Raw genomic sequence first — 18,467 nt, 5'->3', positions numbered from 1 at the left:
GTTTTCTGGTTTTTCAAGGTGATTGGCTGATGCTATCGGCACAGGTGGAGCTGTCCCGATCAGTGCGGGGCTTAGCGGCGTAGACGTACTGGTGTTACGCCTCGACACGGCCGGCGACGCCAACTATGACCACGCCAACTGGCTATGTCTGCTTGCATACACGTTCGAGGTCGAGGCGTGGATGTGAGGTTTCCCCTTGTGGATAAGGGAAAAGCGGCTGTCCTTCGATTTGGCCGGGGTTAGCCCCGGGCGTATAGTCGAACACATGTTCGCCATCGATCTTGCTGGGTGTGACACGGCCGAGACGCTGTCTTTGGCCGCTGCCGCACACGAGCGGCAGCGCGAAAGCGAACTCGAGTTGATCCTCCTCGCTCAGCACTACGCCGAGCTCCATCCCGCACCGTCGCGGGTCCGCGATGACGGCCTGCCGGGTGGTGAACAGGCCCGGGTCTATGGCGGTGAGGGGTGCCCGGAGATCGCGGAGTTCGCCGTCGCCGAGTTCGGCGCGGTCATCGGCCGGTCGTCCGCGTCGGCGGCGCGTTTCATCGGACAGGCAGTCGCGTTGCCCTACCGCTTCCCGCTCACCTGGGAACGAGTCCAGTCCGGTGCCGCGACGGGCTGGAAAGCCCTCCAGGTTGTCCAGGACTGCGTGACGTTGTCGCTGGCGGTCGCGGCGATCGTGGACCGGCGGGTCGCCGACATCATCGACTCGGTGACCTTGATCCAGTTGAAGGCGATCATCAAGGCGGCGATGTGGGAAGCCGATGCCGGGGATGCGAAGGCGAAGGCCGAGGCGAGAGCGAAGGAGCGTGGTGTGTGGGTCGGGCGGACCGATGATCACGGCACGACCACCTTGTTCGTGAAGGGCGCGACCGGCGACATCATCGCGTTGAACGCGACGATCGCCCAGCTCGCCGACGCATTGGCCGCTGTCGGCGACACCGATCCGCTCGACCAGCGCCGCGCCAAGGCCGCCGGCCTCCTGTCCGACCCCGGCCTGGCCGCCGACCTCCTCGCCGCGGCCGCCCGCCACCTCTCCACCACCGCGGCCGGACCGGACCGTCTTCCGGTCGACGAAGACAACGAACTCGCCATCGTGCGGTCGATCCCTGATCCTGCCCGCCACCCAGCGACCCAGTCCGGCGACGGTCTCGCCGAGCCCGGCCCGGACGACGCCGACCGCGACACTCCACACCCGAACACACCGAACCACCCGCTCGACCACCACCCACAAAGGACCCTGACTGACCATGAGCGGTCCGCCACGCCTGCAACGCGCGGCGAGCCGTCTCGACCGGATCAGCCACCGCGCAGCAAGCCCGGCTCGGATGAGGTATCCGCGCCGGCGGATGTCCCTGTCTCCGCGGGGATGGACGCTGTCGCGCGTCTCGAACTGCGACGCAGGATCGAGGCCGTCCGAGGCGATCACCCCGACCGGCGGCGGATCTATCAGACCGTGGTCAACCTGCACATCACCGACGAAACCCTGCTGGCCGGTGCCGGGACAGCACGCGTCGAAGGCTACGGACCCGTCTACACCGGCAAGCTTGAAGAACTCCTCGGGCATCACCGGATCGTTCTTCGGCCGGTGATCGACCTCGGCACTGCCCTCAGCGTTCACGCCTACGAGATCCCCGGCCGGATCCGCGACCACAACAAGCTGCGCTACCCGGTCGAACAGTTCCCCTACGGCACCGGTGAAACCACTACCTCCACCGACCTCGACCACATTCGGCCCTACCGGCCAGGCGGCCCACCGGGCCAGACCAGCACCGGCAACCTCGCGCCACTGCGCCGCTTCAGTCATCGCGTCAAGACCCACGGTGGCTGGTCGGTCCGTCGCGTCGACGCCAACACCTTGGAATGGACCAGTCCCCACGGGTACCTGTTCCACGTCGACCACGACGGCACCCGTCCCATTCCCACCGCAAACCGTCGGCCAGTCCGAGGAGTCCACTCCTAGAAACTCGGTGGTGGGTGGACCCGAGTCGGGAGAGGGTGGCGAGGTGGTGGTGTTGCTGGCGGTACTCGGAGCGGCTGTGCTGCATGCGGCGTGGAACGCGATGGCGCACGGCGTACCGGACCGGCTTGGTGGGTTCGCGCTGCTCGGGTTGTCATCCGGGACGTGCGCGATTGTCGCAGTGACGGTGACCGGTCTGCCGCCTTCGTCAGAGATTGGCTGAAACGGGTCTGCGGGTGAGCCGGGTCGCGCTGGGGGGTATGAGCTTCGGCGCTCCGGGGGTTTCATCGGTGGACGTTGGGGGAGGAGGCGTCGCAGCCGTTCTTCCAGCAGGCGGTTGAGCTCGGCGTCACGTTCTGGGACACCGCGAACGTCTACGGACTGGGCAGCACGGAGGAGTTCGTCGGCCGGGCGATCAAGACGTTGGCCCGGCGCGAGGAGATCGTGCTGGCGACGAAGGTCTCAGGCAAGATGCACGGCGGGCCGGGCGGCTCGGGGTTGTCCCGCGAGGCGATCCTGGAGCAGATCGACGCGTCGCTGGTCGTCTCGGCCCCGATCGTCTGCGCCACGAAACCTCACCATCTCGCGGGTGCGGTCGCTGCGCTCGATGTCCAACTGTCTGACGACGAGATCGGTCGGCTTGAGGAGCCGTACACGACCCTGCCCGCGTACTTGTGGTAAGGGCGACCCCTGCGGTGACTACCTGGCTTGACCACGTCATCGACGAGGAGTACGGCGCCCGCTGACTGCTGGAAGGCGAGACGATGGTCCGTGGGCATCATCGAGCCTTGCCCTGGCGCTAGTTCTGCTTCCGCTGTTCGTTGATGCGGAGGGCTTCGGCGAGCTGGTCTTCCAAGATGATGATGCGGCAGGCGGCCTCGAGCGCTGTGCCTTGATCGACGAGTTCGCGGGCGCGGGCGGCCAGGCGTAGCTGATAGCGGAGTACCGGCGGTGGCCGCCGTCCGAGCGCTGTGGGGTGATCAGCTTGGCTTCGTCGAGGCTTCGCAGGAACCCGGGAGTGGTGCCGAGCATCTCCGCGGGCCCGCCCCATCGTGAAGGCGGGATAGTCGTCGTCGTCGAAGTGGGCCGGCCCGGTGTTCGGGGGTGAACTCATTCGTGTCTCCGTGTGCAGGTCTGGGGTCATCGAGCCTCCATGTCGATGGGCCCCGGTGCCGAAGCACCGGGGCCCTTGAGGTTTCGGATTGTCACCATCTACCGGCGGTAAGGCCGGCCTTGCTTGTCCGCAGCGGGCCACTTGGAAGCTGACCCCGCGGGGATCGCTGAATACGTAACCGAAGACCACCTTCCTCCGATGGAACCACGGCACCCGCCCTGCGAAGTACTGGCACTGGCGGGCGATCCTGACGGCGTAATCCTGGCCTTTCTCATCTAGAGCAACAGTTCTCTACTGCAACTACAAACAGCTACTGCAACTACAAACAGCTACTGCAACTACAAACAGCTACTGCAACTACAAACAGCTACTTCGTCCGATCAGCCTGGAACCCATTTCAACCACTGGCCCCGGCGATCCGGCTCCTGGCGCGAAACCCGGGCCCCTCCACAGATCGGCCCGGCGGAGTCCGCCGTCGTACGACTTTCACAACTTGGGACAGAACGTTAGCTGTCCACCTCAGCTTCGCTGTTCTTCTCTGCCAACGAGAAGAACACTACACACGACCTTATCGAATGTCTAATCCCGTCAGCACAGATTTGGGAGTGTCGCGAGAGCTTCACGAGGGTTTGCCCTTGACGTTCTGGTGATCTCTGGCCTACGGACCGTAGGCAGCCCTAAGTTGCAGGTTCCTGTCCGCCCAAACACAGGAGTTGCAGACGTGATCCGACCTGCCAAGATCACCGCCACCCTGGCTGCCGTTCTGGTGACACCACTACTCGGCGCAGGCCCCGCCCTGGCTGCCCCGAAGCTCACCGATCCACCCACGCCCTCCATTCCGCAGCGGTACCTCGACCAGCCGATCCAGTGGTCGGTCTGTTCGTTCGACGCCGGCGTGAAGCGCCTCTATCCACAGGCACCGACCACCAACTGCGCCAAGGTCTCCGTGCCGATGGACTGGGCGCACCCGGATGCGCACCCCGACGTCCAGGTCGCCATCTCCTACAGCACCGCGACCGGTACGTCGAAGGGCCTGATGACCAGCAACCCGGGTGGTCCCGGTGGCGCCGGTCTGTCGCTGTCCGCGGCCCTGGCGGTCGACAAGCCGCAGCTGTTCAGTGACTTCGACCTGCTCGGGTTCGACCCGCGCGGCTTCGGCCGGAGCACTCCGCTGCAGTGCCTGACGACCGCGGACGCGCTCAATGCGCTGCCCGTCACGCCGGACTACAAGGAACGCACCAAGCTGACCCACAAGGTCGAGGTGGCCGAGGCGAAGCTGCAGGCGGACGCCTGCTCGGCGACCGAGTTCGGCCAGTTCGTCAGCAGCCAGCAGACCGTCTACGACATGGACTTCCTGCGGGCGTTGCTCAAGGCCCGCCAGCTGAACTTCATCGGCTACAGCTACGGCACCTGGCTCGGCGGCTGGTACGCCGACACATACCCGGGCCCGCGTCGGCCGGTTCGTGCTCGACTCGAACATGGACTGGACCCACACCCAGTGGGACAACGTGAACTTCGACCCGTTCTCGGGCCAGCGCCGGCGCGACACCCAGCTGTTCCCGTGGATCGCCCGGCACGCCGATCAGATCAGCGGCCTCGGCAAGACGCCCGCGCAGGTGCTGTCGCGGTACAACGGGATCCGCGCTTCGCTGACCACGCTGGTCAAGGCCGGTGAGAGCTCGGTCCGTGGTGACAACCTGGACGGCAACATCTACAGCGCGATCTACGGCGACACCCGCTTCATCCGGGCGACGCTGGACATCCTGGTCAACGACGAGTTCGTCAAGGACCCGTCGGACTCCGGCTCTGTCGAACTCGCGCATGTCGAACGCGCCTGGGCCCGGCTGGCCCCCGCACTGCAGGCGTACGACACGCTCGCCGCGATCAGGACCCAGTACATCGGGTCGGCGTCGGCCTGTGCCGAGGCGATCGGTGACCGGTACGTGTTCACCGGGGAGCTTCCGGCGAAGGACCAGGTCTGTGGCACGAGTCCGCTGCCGGCAGAGCTGTCGGTCTACCCGGTCAAGGGCCCGGTGGACGGCAAGGCGGTCCACCTGCCGAAGTCGAAGGTGGCAGGTGGCGCTGCGAAGACCAACCCGCTGCTGCAGCAGGTGCTCGACACTGTTGCTGCCAGCGCACTGCGCTAGCTAGTACTGGCTGGCCATGCGCTAGTACGTCGTACAAGGAGTCCGGGATCCTCTGTGGGTCCCGGACTCCGGCTGCTTCAGTTGCTGAACTCCGCGTCGAGCTCGGCGTCGATCTCGGCCTTGCGCTTGATCCAGCGATCGCTGAGGCCGTCGAACTCCTTCTGGATGAAGTCGAGGAAGCCCATCGTCGCCCGGAGCCGCCGGGTGGTGTCGGTCCCCTGGCCGGCCGCGTCGAGCATCAGCTTCACGCTGTCTTCCCAGCGGGTCAGGTAGCGGTCCTGGCGCATCATTGACTCGTACCAGAAGTCGTCCTGGACCACGTACACATCGCGTCGGCTGCCGGGCTCCCGCTCCCGGCTGGCCAGCCGCATCTGCAGCAGGTAGCGAACCGCTCCGGAGATCGCGGCCGGGCTCGCCTGGAGTTGCTCGGCCAGGTCGGCCGCGGTCAGCCGGCCTTGCTCGCTGCCCAGGATGGCGGCGAAGACCCGGGCCGACATCCGTGGCCAGCCGGTGTCGGCCAGCAGGTTGCCGAACTGCTCGGCGTACCGCTGCACCGCCTCGTCGTCTCGTTGTGCGCTCACCACCCCATCATCTCCTCCCGGTGACCGAAAAACCTGACATGTGAGAGACGTGTTAGAAAGATTCACAAACTTCTGAATGAAGTGTACCTTCTGAAACATGACATCAGCCATCGTCGTGTCCGGACTGCACAAGTCCTACGGCAGTACACACGCCCTCGACGGTCTCGACCTGGACGTCGCGACCGGTGAGGTGCACGGGTTCCTCGGCCCGAACGGCGCGGGGAAGTCCACCACCATCAGAGTCCTCCTCGGACTGCTCAAAGGCGATGAGGGAGACGTGTCGCTGCTCGGCGGCGACCCGTGGCGGGACGCGGCCAAGCTGCACCGGCGGCTCGCCTACGTGCCGGGTGACGTCAACCTGTGGCCGAATCTGTCCGGCGGTGAGGTGATCGACCTGCTCGGCCGGTTGCGCGGCGGGCTCGACCCGAAGAAGCGCGACGACCTGCTCCGGCGGTTCGACCTCGACCCGACCAAGAAGGGCCGGACCTATTCCAAGGGCAACCGGCAGAAGGTCGCCCTTGTCGCGGCGCTCGCCTCCGACGTCGAGTTGCTGATCCTGGACGAGCCCACCTCCGGCCTCGACCCGCTGATGGAAGAAGTGTTCCGCCAGTGCATCGAGGAGGAGCGCCATCGCGACCGGACCGTGCTGCTGTCGAGCCACATCCTGTCCGAGGTCGAGGCGCTCTGCGACCGGATCAGCATCATCCGCCGCGGCAAGGTGGTCGAGACCGGCACGCTCGCCGAGTTGCGTCACCTCACCAGGACGTCCATCCAGGCCGAACTCGAGTCACCCCCGCCGAGCCTCGACCGGCTTCCCGGCGTACACAGCCTCGATGTCGAAGGCAACAGGGTGCGTTGCGAGGTCGACACCGCTCAGCTGGACGGCCTGATGAAGGAACTCGCCGGCGCCGGCATCAAGAGCCTGGTGGCTCAGCCGCCGACCTTGGAAGAGCTGTTCCTGCGGCACTACGAGGACGACGCCGCGGCTGAGATGGTGGCGGCGGAATGAACGACTTCCTCGGTACTACGACGTTGGTGCGCCTGGCGCTCCGGCGCGACCGGGTGCTGCTGCCGGTCTGGATCATCGTCTTCGTCTCGATGGCGGCGGGCTCGGCGCAGGCGTCGATCGACCTCTACCCGGACGTCGCCTCGCGGGTATCAGCGGCAAACACGACGAACTCGTCACCGGCCCTGGTTTCCTTGTACGGAAGGCTTTTCGACCCCACTTCGCTCGGTGAGGTATCGCTGTTCAAGCTGACCTCCTTCGGTGCGTTGATGGTCGGCCTGCTGGCTGCGATCTTCGTCGTCCGGCACACGCGGACCGAGGAGGAGTCGGGGCGGCTCGAGTTGCTCAGCGCCGGCGTACTCGGCCGGTACGCCGCGGTGACGGCGGCCCTGATCGTCTCGGGCGGCATGGTGATCGTGCTCGGTCTGCTGACTGCTCTGAGCTTGATCGGTGTGGGTTTGCCTACCGCTGGTTCGCTGGCTTTCGGGCTGGTGTGGATCACGTCCGGGCTGGTTTTCGCCGCTGTTGGTGCTGTCACGGCTCAGCTCACTGAGGGCGCCCGGACCGCGAACGGGTTGACGGCCGTAGTACTGGGTGTCAGCTACGTACTACGCGCGCTCGGCGACTCCGCTTCTGCGGATGGACCGCGGTGGATCTCGTGGTTGTCGCCGATCGGTTGGTCGCAACAGATCCGCGCGTATGCGGGCGACCGCTTTGCCGTCGCGTTGCTGCCCCTCGCGCTGACCGTGGTTGTAGTGGGCGTTGCGTTCCGGCTCTTGAGTCGCCGGGATATCGGTGCCGGCCTGGTCCGCCCGCGACCGGGGCCTGCGCAGGCTGCGCGGTCCCTGCGTTCACCGTTGGCACTGGCTTGGCGGCTGCATCGAGGTTCCTTGTACGGCTGGGGATTCGCGTTCCTGCTGCTCGGGTTCATCGTCGGCAACATCGCCAGCAACGTGGAAGGTTTCGTCACCAGCCCTGATGCCCGGGAGATGGTGGAGAAGCTCGGCGGCGTGGACGGCATCACCAACGCGTTCCTGTCCACCGAGATGGGCCTGCTCGGCCTGATCGCCACCGCCTACGGCATCCAGGCAGCCCTCCGCCTCCGCAGCGAGGAAACCGCCCTCCGCGCCGAACCGCTCCTCGCGACAGGCATCTCCCGCACCCGCTGGCTGGCCAGCCACGTCCTGATGGCCCTCTTCGGCACAGCCGTCCTGATCCTCGTCGGCGGCCTGGGCTCCGGCATCTCCAGCGGCGCCTCCCTAGGCCACACCGGCCACCAGATCGGCAGCCTCCTAGCAGCCTCCGCGGTCCAACTCCCCGCGATCTGGCTCGTCACCGGCTTGGTAGTAGTCCTCTTCGGCCTGGCCCCCAAACTGGTCACCGCAGCCTGGGCCCTGTTCGTAGCCTTCCTCCTGATCGGCCAGTTCGGCCCGATCTTCGACCTCCCGCAAGGCGTCATGGACATCTCCCCCTACGCCCACACCCCCCGCCTCCCCGGCGGCACCTTCACCGCAACCCCCGTAATAGCCCTCCTAGCAATAGCAGCCGCCTTGCTGGCCGCCGGCTTCTACACCTTCCGCCACCGAGACATCACCACCTGAGCCACCGAACTCAGGTGGTGCCGCGGAGTTCTAGGTGGGTGTCGACTATGACCTGGGACTCCGCGGGCTGGTCGCCTGCCAGTTGGGCCAGGAGTAGGCGGGTCATTTCCCGGCCCATTTCTTCGGTGGGCTGGAAGACCGAGGTGAGCGGGGGGTCGGAGTGGCGGCCGCCGGGGGAGCCGTCGAAACCGATGACGGCTACGTCTTCGGGGATTCGGCGGCCGGCGGCCTTCAGGATTCGTAGCGCGCCGAAGGCCATTGGGTCGGAGGCGGCGAAGACGGCGTCCAGGGTGGGGTCGCGGTCCAGGAGGGCTGTCATGGCGCGGGCGCCGCTTTCCTCGCTGAAGTCGCCGTATTCGACGAGGTTGTCGCCGGCTACCTCGCGGAAGCCCTGGAGCCGGGCGACGCCGGCGGACATGTCTTGCGGGCCTGCGATGGAAGCGATCCGGCGGCGGCCCTGATCCAGCAGGTACTGCGCCGCCTGTCGAGCGCCGGTCGCGTTGTCCGCGTCGACGAAAACCATCTCCCCGGCGTCCGGACCGGCAAGCGGACGGCCGCACAGGACGAGCGGAAGCCCGCTGGCCCGTACCTTGGCCGGCAACGGGTCGTCGGCGTGCTGGGACAGCATCATCACGCCGTCGACGTGCTCTCTGGTCAGGAAGCGGCCGGCGCGATCCCGCTCGGCCGCGCTCTGCACCATCGACAACCACAGCTGGTACTGCGTCCGCGCCATGGCCGAGCTGATGCCGCGGACGATGCCGGCGAAGTACGGCTCGGTGAAGAGCCGCTCGCCCGGTTCGGAGATCACCAGCGCCACGCAATCGGTACGCCGGGTGACCAGGTTGCGGGCCGCCCGGTTCGGGACATAACCCAGTTCGTCGATCGCCTTGAGCACCGCGGGCCCGCGCACCGGGGCTGACCTGGGACGACCCGTTCACCACTCGCGAAGCGGTTCCCCGCCCCACCCCCGCCCGTGCCGCGACGGTTTCGATGGTGGGGCGGGGTTCGGTCATGTCGCTAGCCTGCCTCGGATCAGATCGCCGTACCAATACGCGCTGCTCTTCGGCGTTCGTGTCTGGGTCTCGTAGTCGACATAGACCAGCCCGAAGCGCCGCGAGTACCCCCAGGACCACTCGAAGTTGTCGAACAGCGACCAGCAGAAGTAGCCGCGCAGGGGTACCCCGACATCGATGGCCGCCTGGCAGGCTCGCAGATGACCGTCCAGGTAGCTGATCCGATCGGGATCGCGGACCAGGCCGTCCGAGTCCGGTACGTCGGCGAAGGCGGCGCCGTTCTCGGTGACGTACAGCGGCACTGGCGGGTACTCCACGCAGACGCGCTCGAGGACGCTGGTGAGCCCTTCGGCATGGATCTCCCAGCCCATCGCGGTGACCGGCAACTCACCCTTCGAGAAACCGACGTGCTCGCTGCCGGGCCAAGGCGAGGCGCTGCCCCCGCCACCGTGGCCGTCGTCTCCGGTGTTCGCCTCACCCGTCACCACATGCCGGCTGTAGTAGTTCACGCCGAGGATGTCGAGCGGGGTCGAGATGACCGCCAGGTCGCCGTCGTGGACGTGCGAGAAGTCGGTGACCGGGGCGAGATCCGCCACCACGTCGGCCGGGTAGGACCCGAGCAGCACGGGGTCGAGGAAGAAGCGATTCTGCAAACCGTCGATCCGCCGAGCGGCGTCGACGTCGATCTCCCGCTCGCTCACCGGCACGACGTCGTACAGGTTGATGGTCACGCCGACCTGGTGACCGCCGGATCTGAGCAGGCCGGCGGCCAGACCGTGCCCGAGCATGAGGTGATGCCCGGCCCGGACGGCTGCCGCGGGATCCTGACGGCCCGGTGCGTGCACGCCTGAGCCGTAGCCCAGGAAGGCCGAGCACCAAGGTTCGTTCAACGTCGTCCACTGCCGGACCCGATCACCCAGTACTGCGGTGATCGCGCCCGCGTAGTCCGCGAAACGCTCCGCCGTGTCGCGCTCGGGCCAGCCGCCCGCATCCTCGAGAGGCTGCGGCAGATCCCAGTGGTACAGGGTCGGCCACGGCTCGATACCGGCCGCGAGCAGTTCGTCGATCAGCCGCGAGTAGAAGTCGACGCCGGCCCGGTTGAGCGCGCCGCGACCGGTCGGCTGGACCCTCGGCCAGGCGATCGAGAAGCGGTAGGCCTGCAGGCCGAGATCGGACATCAGCGCGACGTCTTCGCGGTACCGCTGGTAGTGCTCGATCGCGACATCGCCGGTCTCGCCGCCCAGCACGCGGCCAGGTGTGTGCGCGAAGGTGTCCCAGATCGAGGGGCCGCGCCCGTCGGCGGTCGCCGCGCCCTCCACCTGGTAGGCGGCCGTGGCGGCGCCGAAAAGGAACCCGGTGGGGAACTGCAGGCCGGTACCGGGCTCGGTCTGGCTCTCGGTTGTCACGACTTGATCGAACCTTCCATGATGCCGCCGATGATCTGGCGGCCGAACAAGATGAACACCGCGAACAGGGGCAGCGTGGCCAGAGCCGTCGCCGCGAAGACCTGCGCGTAGTCGGTGTAGTACGCCGTCGCCAGCAGGCTGAGCGACAGTTGGACAGTGGGAGTATTGGCGTCGAGTACGGCGTACGGCCAGATGAACTCGTTCCACGTCTGCATGAAGGTGAGCAGACCGAGGACGGCCGCGGCGGGACGCAGTACGGGCAGCACGACGTTCCAGTAGATCCGGAAGGTCGAGCAACCATCCACCCGGGCGGCCTCGACGAGTTCGTCGGAGATCGCCTCGGCGGCGTACTGGCGCATCATGAAGACGCCGAAACCGCTCACCAGGAACGGCACGATCACCGCCTGCAGATGGCCGTTCCAGCCGATTTTCACCATCAGCATGTAGAGCGGGATCAGGCCCAGCTGGATCGGCACCATCATCGTGGCGACGATCACCAGCAGCATCGCGTTGCGGCCGCGGAACCGCAGCTTGGCGAACGCGAACCCGGCCAGCGTGGAGAAGAACACCACCGACAGGGTCACCACGCTGGAGACCACCAGCGAGTTCACCAGTCCGTAGGCGAAGGCCGCGTGCTCGTTCGCGAACACCCGGCCGACGTTGTCGGCGAGTTCGGCACCGGGCAGCATCGGCGGCGGTACGTCGTTGATCACGTCGTTGGACCGGGTGGCCACGACGAACATCCAGTAGATCGGGAACAGCGACAGCGCGCAGCCGACGATCAGGGCCAGGTACGTCGCGGGGCTGGTGCGCCACAACCGGATCGAGGCGGCCTTCATCGTGCTCATCCGGCGGCCCTCCTGACGATCAGCAGGTTGACGGCCGAGAACACCACGATCAGGCCGAACAGCGACCAGGCGATCGCGGCACCGTAGCCGTACTGGAAGCGCTGGAACGCCGTCTCGTACATGTACATCGTGACCGTCTGGAACTGCCCGAGCGTGCCGCCGAGCATCCTCCCGTTGCCGAAGATCACCGGCTCGGTGAACAACTGCAGGCCGCCGATGGTGGAGATGATCACGGTGAACACCAGGGTCGGGCGCAGTTGCGGCACGGTGATCCGCCAGAACTGCTGCCAGGGCGACGCGCCGTCCAGCGCTGCCGCCTCGAACAGGTCCTTCGGGATCGCCTGCATCGCGCCGAGCAGGATCAGCGTGTTGTAGCCGGTCCAGCGCCAGTCGACCATCGTGGCGATCGCGATCCAGCTGGACCAGGTGTTGGCCTGCCAGTCCACCGCGTCCAGGCCGAGGCTGGTGATCACGTAGTTGACCAGGCCGACGTCGCGGGCGAACAACTGCCCGAAGACGATGCCGACGGCCGCCACCGAGGTGACGTTGGGGATCAGCACGCCCATCCGGAAGAAGGTCCGGGCGCGGATCTTGCGGTTCAGCAGGTTCGCCATCCCCAGGGCCATCATCAACTGCGGCACGGTCGCGAGGACGAAGATGCCGACCGTGTTCTTCAGCGCGTTCCAGAAGTCCGGGTCCGCGAACAGCGCGGTGTAGTTGGCGAATCCGATGAATGTGTGGTCACCGATCAGATGCCAGTCGTGCAGCGACACCCAGCCGGTGTAGACCAGCGGGAACGCCCCGAAGATCGCGAACATGACGAAAAACGGCGCGATGAAGAAGTACGGCGCGAACCTCACGTCCGCGCGAGTCAGCCGGGAGCGCCAAGGATCCCGGGCGCCGGCGGCCTGTGCGGCCGCCGACGCCCGGACGACGCTGGAAGAGGTCACTTCGCCTCTTTGACAGCGCTCTTCAGAGCCTGCTGCCATGCCTTGTCGGGGGTGAGTTTGCCCTGCTCGACGGCCTGCAGAGCGGGCTCGAAGGCACGCTCCTTGACCGCCTGGTGCTTCGGCCCGAGCACGACCGGCTTCAGCGACTTGGCGCCGGTACCGAAGATCTTGCCGACCGGGGCGTTGGAGAAGTAGTCGTTGGTCAGTGCCAGGAACGCCGGGTCGTCCAGCGCCTTCGGCGAGGAGGGGAGCGGTCCGGCCTCCTTGAAGGCGGCCACCTGACCCTCGGGTGCGGTCAGGAACTTGGCCAGCTCGTAGGCCTCCTTCGGGTGCTTGCTCTGGGTCGGTACCGCGAGCCAAGAACCACCCCAGTTGCCGCCGCCACCAGGCACCGAGGCAACGTCCCACTTGCCGGCGTTCGCGGCGCCGGAGTTGGTCTTGATGATGCCGAGCATCCACGACGGGCACATGGTGACCGCGAAGCTGCCGTTCTTGAAGCCCGCTTCCCAGTCCTTCGACCAGGTGGGGACCTTGGCGCTGACGCCCTCCGACACCATCTTCATCGAGGTGTCCCAGGCCTGCCGTACGACCGGGTTCGAGTCGGCGATCAGCTTGTTGTCGCGGTCGTAGAAGTTGGTGTCACCGGCCTGCGACAGCATCGCGCTGAAGCTGGTGGTGACCGAGTCGACGAAGCCCTTGGCGCCGGTGTTGGCCGCGGCGAACTTCTTGCCGGTGGTGATGAACTCGTCCCAGCCCGGCCACAGCTTCGAAACGGCCTCCCGGTCGGTGGGCAGGCCCGCCTTGGCGAACAGGTCCTTGCGGTAACACACGGCCAGACCGCCCACGTCGGTGCCGAGCCCGATCAGTGGCCCGTCGGCGCCGACCCGGCCGAGCTCCCACTTCCACGGCAGGAAGTTTCCCTGCTGGTCGGCCGCGCCCTGGTCGAGCAGGTTGACGAAATTCTGCGGCTGGGTCTTGAACTCGTTGAGGATGCCCTCCTCGAGCGCCACCACGTCCCCGGCGCCGGTGCCGGCGGCCAGGTACTGGGTCAGCTTCGGCTTGTAGTCGTCGAGCTTCTGCACACTGCGCAGCTCGACCTTCACGTTCGGGTGGTCCTGCTGGTACTGCGCGACCAGCGCCTTGTAGCCGAAGTCCCCGAATGTGTCGACCACCAGGTTGACCTGGCCGTCGGCCGCCGGCTTGGTATCGGTGTTCTTGCTGCATGCCCCTACCATGCCCATGGCTGTCACGGCAGCCACCGTGACTGCCAGGAACCGCTTCGTCTGGCTCATCGCCTGACCCCTCCTAGAGATTCTGAACGCCCCATCTGGGAGCGCTCCCAAGAGCATCGGGGCAGGTCAGGATGCTGTCAAGAGGTCGGTGGGAGCGTTCCCAAATTGATTCCAAGTCGTGGCTGCGGGCGGCGGGACGAACGTCACCCGGGCCTGAGCCGATGGGTCTGCCGGGCCGCTGTTTACGATCGGTGGGTGCAGCAGCCTTTGAGTGAGCGGTCTGGGGAGTTCGTGGAGTTCTGGACCGAGCGGCATCTGGTCGTCCTGAGTACGGTGCGGGCCGATGGCACGGTGCATGCCGTGCCGGTGGGGGCGACGCTCGAGCCGGAGACCGGGATCGCGCGGGTGATCTGTTCGCGGGGTTCGCACAAGGCCCGGCAGATTCTCAAGGCTGGGGAGGCTGCGGTGGCGGTGACGCAGGTCGACGGGCGGAAGTGGTCGACGCTGGAGGGGCGTGCTGTGGTGAGCGACGATCCTGAGCGGGTCGCCGAAGCCGTACGCCGGTACGCCGAGCGCTACCGTCAGCCGCGGGTGAACCCCGAACGCGTCGTCATCGAGATCACCGTCACCAAGGTCCTCGGCAATGCCTGACAGCCCAGAGGCCTCGGCGATGCCTGACGAACTCCGAAACCCGGCTGCGCCAGACGAACCACGGAACTCGGCGATGCCTGACGAACCCCGGAGCTCGGCGATGCCTGACGGATCACGCCTCTCGGCATGGGCTGACCGGCTCACTGTTGTCGGGGTCGGAGCCGACGGGTGGGACGGGCTGGCGCCGGCCGCGCGGGAGGTTGTCGGTCAGGCTGAGGTCCTGATGGGTAGCGCGCGGCAGTTGGCCTTGATTCCGGACGGGAAGGCAGAGCAGGTCGCCTGGCCGTCGCCGTTGTCGGAGTCGCTGCCGGGGTTGCTGGCAGCTCATCGCGGTCGTCGGATTTGTGTGCTGGCCAGTGGTGACCCGACCTTCCACGGCATCGGTACGACGTTGACGAGGTTGCTGGGCGCCGATGCGGTGCGGGTGATTCCGCATCCGTCGAGTGTTTCGCTGGCGTGTGCGCGGCTCGGTTGGCCGCAGGATCAGGTGCAGGTGGTGAGCCTGGTCGGTCATCCGCTTGAGCTCGTGCAGCCGCACATCCAGCCCGGTCGGCGACTCGTCGTACTGAGTTGGGGCCCGCACACACCGGCCGAGGTCGCCAAGGTGCTGACCGATCGCGGGTACGGCGGGAGCCGGTTCACCGTGTTGGAGCAGTTGGGCTCGGACGATGAGCGAGTGCGGAGTACGACAGCCGCGGAGTGGGCCGGCGAGGTCGACGCGCTCAACGTGATCGGCATCAGCTGCGCGGAGGACGGCCCAGTGCTGTCGACGGCTCCTGGGCTGCCAGATTCGGCGTACGAGAGTGATGGGCAGCTGACCAAGCGCGAAGTACGCGCGGTGACGTTGTCGCGGCTCGCGCCGGTGCCTGGGCAACTGCTGTGGGATGTCGGCGGTGGCGCGGGGAGTATCGCGATCGAGTGGTCGCGGCATCATCCGAGTTGCCGCGCGGTCGCGATCGAGCGGGATTCGGATCGCGCCGAGCGGCTGGAGCGGAACGCGGCTGCGCTTGGCGTCGTAGTACGGAGTGTGCTTGGCAAAGCGCCTGAGGCTTTGGCCGAGCTGGAGTCGCCGGATGCGGTGTTCGTCGGCGGCGGCGCCACGGCAGAGGGCATGATCGAGACCTGCTGGGAGGCGCTCAAGCCAGGCGGCCGGCTGGTCGTCAACGGCGTCACGCTGGAGACCGAGGCGTTGATCGCCCGCTGGTACGGCGAACTGGGCGGCGACCTCGTCCGCCTCGACGTCCAGCGCGCGTCCCCGGTCGGCAACATGACGGGCTGGCGCCCCGCAATGCCCGTAACCATCTGGAGCGTCACCAAATGACCGCGCACTTGAACGGCTGGAGCGTCACCAAGTGACTGCCCTTGAACGGCTGGAGCGTCACCAAATGACTGTGCCCTTGAACGGCTGGAGCGTGGCCGAGTGACCATCCACTTCATCGGCGCCGGTCCTGGTGCCGCTGATCTCATCACCGTGCGGGGCCGCGATCTGATCGCCTCCTCGCCCGTCTGCCTGTACGCCGGTGCGCTGGTCCCCGTCGAGCTTCTCGACCACTGCCCGCCCGACGCCCGCAAGATCGACACAGCGCAGCTCAACCTGGACGAGATCCTCGCCGAACTCACCAAAGCCCACGAGGCCGGCCTGGACGTAGCCCGATTGCACTCAGGCGACCCGTCGGTCTTCAGCGCGATGGCCGAGCAGATGCGCCGCCTCGACACCGCGGAGATCCCGTACGACGTGACGCCCGGCGTACCGGCGTACGCCGCGGCCGCCGCCTCCCTCCGCCGCGAACTGACCGTCCCGGAGGTCGGCCAAACCGTCATCCTCACCCGCATCGCCGCCCGCGCGACCACGATGCCTGAAGGGGAGGACCTGGCGACGCTCGGCGCGAGCCGCGGCACGATCGTCCTCCACCTCGCTGTCCAGCACATCGAGCGCCTGGTCGACGAACTCACCCCGAACTACGGCCCGGACTGCCCGCCGCAGTCGTCGCCCGCGCCTCCCGCGACGACGAACAGATCCTTCGCGGCACCCTCGCCACCATCGCCGCCCAGGTCCGCGAAGCCGACATCCGCCGTACCGCGGTGGTGATCGTCGGCCAGGTCCTTGCCGCCGACAACTTCCCCGACTCCCACCTGTACTCGACCACGCGGACCCGCCACTAGCCTGAATCCCGGCCGGACTCGAGACCTAGGACAGGAACTCGGGGGCTCGGACAGGACATAACATGTCCGAGGTCTCGCCTTCCTGACCCAGGTCGCTGGAATTGGCTGAGTCCGGTCGGGGATAGTGGGCGGGTGAAGGTTCTGTTGCTGGGGGGGACCGCGGAGGCGCGCCAGGTCGCCGCATGGTCGGCGGGCGAGCTGGGGGTGGAGGTCGTTTCCTCGCTGGCTGGGCGGACCGTTGAGGCGAGGCTGCCCGAGGGGGCCGTGCGGCAAGGTGGTTTCGGTGGGGTCGCAGGTCTCGTCGACTGGCTGAAGGCGAACGAGATCGACATCCTGGTCGACGCGACGCATCCGTTTGCGGCGACGATGTCCGAGCACGCGGTCGAGGCGGCGCGGGCCGCGGGCGTGGAGTTGCTCGTACTACGGCGCCCGGGCTGGCGTGAGCAGTCCGGTGACTGCTGGTCGTGGGTGGACTCGGCCGCAGAGGCTGCGCAGGCGCTTCCGGGGCTGGGGGAGCGGGCGTTCCTGACGATCGGGCGGCAAGGGCTGGGGGAGTTCGCCGATGCCGCTGTCTGGATGCTCGCGCGGTGTGTGGATCCGCCGGAGCCGGTGCCTACCTGGTGTGAGCTGCTGCTGGATCGTGGGCCTTACGACGTACAGGCTGAGTTGGACCTGCTCCGCGACCGGCGGATCGACGTACTGGTCACCAAAGACAGCGGTGGTTCGATGACCGAGGCCAAGTTGGAGGCGGCGCGAACGTTGAAGATCCCGGTCGTGGTGATCAGGCGGCCGGCGCTTCCGGCCGGGGTCACTGTGGTGGAGACGGTCGACCAGGTCGTCGGCCGGCTCCGGGAGCGTCGGTAGACTCCGGATCCTTATGGGAATCCAGATCGCGCCGAGCATCCTGACCGCCGACTTCGCCAGGCTGGCCGACGAGGCCGCCGCGGTGTCCAACGCCGACTGGCTGCACGTCGACGTGATGGACAACCACTTCGTCCCGAACCTCACGCTCGGACTGCCGATCGTCGAGTCGCTCGCGAAGGCGGCCGAGCAGCCGCTCGACTGCCATCTGATGATCGAGGACCCGGACCGCTGGGCGCCTGGGTACGTCGAGGCGGGCGCGTCCAGCGTCACCTTCCATGTCGAGGCCTGCCGGGCGCCGATCCGGACCGCCCGCGAGATCCGCGCGAAGGGTGCGCGGGCGGCGATGGCGCTCAAGCCGGCGACCCCGATCGAGCCGTACGAGGACATGCTCTCCGAGCTCGACATGATCCTGCTGATGACGGTCGAACCGGGCTTCGGCGGCCAGAAGTTCCTCGACGTCGTGGTGCCGAAGATCCGCCGTACCCGCGACCTGATCAGCAAGCACGGCCTCGACCTCTGGATCGAGATCGACGGCGGAATCTCCGCCGAGACGATCGAGCGCTGCGCCGAAGCCGGCGCCGACGTCTTCGTGGCCGGCTCCGCGGTCTACTCCGCCGACAACCCGAACGCCATGGTCGAGCACCTCCGCTCGCTCGCCACCGAAGCCATCAGCTAGTACCTCCGTCGCTCAGCTGTCCCGAGCGCTCGGAGCGGGTCGGCTGTCGCGATCTTCGCCCAGTAGCGCCTTATAAGCCCGCCAGCGGACGAGGAAGCCGCCAGCCAGTAGGCCTAGGACAGCTTTTGGCGGGGCCGACCGTACCTCCAGCCAGGCAGTGCGTTCCCGACTCGAGGTGGTTGGGGCGGGGTCCGGCTGGTTCGAGCGTCAGCGGCGGTCGGATCTGCGCGACGACGGTGAGACTGCCTGGCTGGC

Annotated in this window: 20 protein-coding genes; 13 read left to right on the top strand and 7 right to left on the bottom strand. The window is 67.2% G+C overall.

The window, feature by feature from the left end:
* Positions 1–22: 22 nt before the first annotated feature.
* From F1D05_RS08655 to F1D05_RS08640, 4 genes are all read left to right on the top strand, one after another.
* Entirely contained in the window at positions 23–187 is a 165-nt protein-coding gene (locus tag F1D05_RS08655) for a hypothetical protein (protein ID WP_185446775.1), read from the top strand.
* 78 nt (positions 188–265) lie between these two features.
* Positions 266–1,963, top strand: coding sequence for a hypothetical protein (locus F1D05_RS08650; RefSeq protein WP_185446774.1), 1,698 nt, complete (start codon positions 266–268; stop codon positions 1,961–1,963).
* 10 nt (positions 1,964–1,973) lie between these two features.
* Entirely contained in the window at positions 1,974–2,183 is a 210-nt protein-coding gene (locus F1D05_RS38715) for a hypothetical protein (protein ID WP_206686124.1), read from the top strand.
* 74 nt (positions 2,184–2,257) lie between these two features.
* On the top strand, positions 2,258–2,641 hold the full coding sequence (locus tag F1D05_RS08640; protein ID WP_246486534.1) for an aldo/keto reductase: 384 nt from the start codon (positions 2,258–2,260) through the stop codon (positions 2,639–2,641).
* Positions 2,642–2,677: 36 nt separating this feature from the next.
* Here the strand turns inward: F1D05_RS08640 and F1D05_RS08635 are convergent, their stop codons facing one another.
* Positions 2,678–2,992: a MerR family DNA-binding transcriptional regulator gene (locus F1D05_RS08635; protein WP_219732997.1), complete on the bottom strand. Its 315-nt coding sequence runs from the start codon at positions 2,990–2,992 to the stop codon at positions 2,678–2,680.
* An 803-nt stretch (positions 2,993–3,795) separates the two neighbouring features.
* On the opposite strand from F1D05_RS08635, the gene F1D05_RS08630 reads away from it, so the two are divergent.
* Positions 3,796–4,749, top strand: a complete 954-nt coding sequence (locus tag F1D05_RS08630) for an alpha/beta fold hydrolase (RefSeq protein ID WP_246486532.1) — start codon at positions 3,796–3,798, stop codon at positions 4,747–4,749.
* A complete protein-coding gene (locus tag F1D05_RS39915; RefSeq protein ID WP_246486531.1) occupies positions 4,691–5,221 on the top strand; it encodes a hypothetical protein in 531 nt (176 codons plus the stop codon). Before F1D05_RS08630 ends, F1D05_RS39915 begins: the two co-directional genes overlap by 59 nt.
* A gap of 77 nt (positions 5,222–5,298) precedes the next feature.
* Here the strand turns inward: F1D05_RS39915 and F1D05_RS08625 are convergent, their stop codons facing one another.
* A complete protein-coding gene (locus F1D05_RS08625) occupies positions 5,299–5,802 on the bottom strand; it encodes a GbsR/MarR family transcriptional regulator (protein ID WP_246486530.1) in 504 nt (167 codons plus the stop codon).
* A 97-nt stretch (positions 5,803–5,899) separates the two neighbouring features.
* Between F1D05_RS08625 and F1D05_RS08620 the strand changes: the two genes are divergently transcribed.
* Together F1D05_RS08620 and F1D05_RS08615 are read left to right on the top strand one after the other, a co-directional pair.
* On the top strand, positions 5,900–6,811 hold the full coding sequence (locus F1D05_RS08620; RefSeq protein ID WP_185446772.1) for an ABC transporter ATP-binding protein: 912 nt from the start codon (positions 5,900–5,902) through the stop codon (positions 6,809–6,811).
* On the top strand, positions 6,808–8,409 hold the full coding sequence (locus F1D05_RS08615; protein WP_185446771.1) for an ABC transporter permease: 1,602 nt from the start codon (positions 6,808–6,810) through the stop codon (positions 8,407–8,409). The genes F1D05_RS08620 and F1D05_RS08615 overlap by 4 nt, the downstream gene beginning before the upstream one ends.
* 10 nt (positions 8,410–8,419) lie before the next feature.
* Here the strand turns inward: F1D05_RS08615 and F1D05_RS08610 are convergent, their stop codons facing one another.
* The 5 genes from F1D05_RS08610 to F1D05_RS08590 all read right to left on the bottom strand — a co-directional run bounded on the left by F1D05_RS08610 (position 8,420) and on the right by F1D05_RS08590 (position 13,918).
* Positions 8,420–9,319, bottom strand: coding sequence for a LacI family DNA-binding transcriptional regulator (locus tag F1D05_RS08610; protein WP_246486529.1), 900 nt, complete (start codon positions 9,317–9,319; stop codon positions 8,420–8,422).
* Between the two features lie 99 nt (positions 9,320–9,418).
* Complete coding sequence (locus F1D05_RS08605; RefSeq protein WP_185446770.1) at positions 9,419–10,828, bottom strand: GH1 family beta-glucosidase; 1,410 nt, start codon at positions 10,826–10,828, stop codon at positions 9,419–9,421.
* Entirely contained in the window at positions 10,825–11,676 is an 852-nt protein-coding gene (locus F1D05_RS08600; protein ID WP_246486528.1) for a carbohydrate ABC transporter permease, read from the bottom strand. The genes F1D05_RS08605 and F1D05_RS08600 overlap by 4 nt, the downstream gene beginning before the upstream one ends.
* Entirely contained in the window at positions 11,673–12,626 is a 954-nt protein-coding gene (locus F1D05_RS08595; RefSeq protein WP_185446769.1) for a carbohydrate ABC transporter permease, read from the bottom strand. Before F1D05_RS08595 ends, F1D05_RS08600 begins: the two co-directional genes overlap by 4 nt.
* Positions 12,623–13,918, bottom strand: coding sequence for an extracellular solute-binding protein (locus F1D05_RS08590; RefSeq protein ID WP_185446768.1), 1,296 nt, complete (start codon positions 13,916–13,918; stop codon positions 12,623–12,625). Before F1D05_RS08590 ends, F1D05_RS08595 begins: the two co-directional genes overlap by 4 nt.
* Before the next feature lie 195 nt (positions 13,919–14,113).
* Here F1D05_RS08590 and F1D05_RS08585 point away from each other — a divergent pair, with 195 nt between their 5' ends.
* The 5 genes from F1D05_RS08585 (at position 14,114) to rpe (ending at position 18,212) form a co-directional block, all read left to right on the top strand.
* Entirely contained in the window at positions 14,114–14,509 is a 396-nt protein-coding gene (locus F1D05_RS08585; RefSeq protein WP_185446767.1) for a pyridoxamine 5'-phosphate oxidase family protein, read from the top strand.
* Between the two features lie 100 nt (positions 14,510–14,609).
* On the top strand, positions 14,610–15,830 hold the full coding sequence (cbiE, locus tag F1D05_RS08580) for a precorrin-6y C5,15-methyltransferase (decarboxylating) subunit CbiE (RefSeq protein WP_185446766.1): 1,221 nt from the start codon (positions 14,610–14,612) through the stop codon (positions 15,828–15,830).
* A 99-nt stretch (positions 15,831–15,929) separates the two neighbouring features.
* Positions 15,930–16,598 carry a cobalt-precorrin-4/precorrin-4 C(11)-methyltransferase gene (locus tag F1D05_RS08575; protein WP_343066582.1) on the top strand — a complete coding sequence of 223 codons (669 nt, stop codon included), beginning with the start codon at positions 15,930–15,932 and terminating at the stop codon, positions 16,596–16,598.
* Positions 16,599–16,804: 206 nt separating this feature from the next.
* Complete coding sequence (locus F1D05_RS08570; protein WP_185446765.1) at positions 16,805–17,536, top strand: cobalt-precorrin-6A reductase; 732 nt, start codon at positions 16,805–16,807, stop codon at positions 17,534–17,536.
* Between the two features lie 13 nt (positions 17,537–17,549).
* Positions 17,550–18,212, top strand: a complete 663-nt coding sequence (gene rpe, locus F1D05_RS08565; protein WP_185446764.1) for a ribulose-phosphate 3-epimerase — start codon at positions 17,550–17,552, stop codon at positions 18,210–18,212.
* Positions 18,213–18,467: the final 255 nt, after the last annotated feature.

It is taken from the genome of Kribbella qitaiheensis (genome assembly GCF_014217565.1).
GTDB lineage: Bacteria > Actinomycetota > Actinomycetes > Propionibacteriales > Kribbellaceae > Kribbella > Kribbella qitaiheensis_A.
Note: the sequence above shows the minus strand (reverse complement) of the source record. Positions and strands in the feature narration are given on the sequence as shown.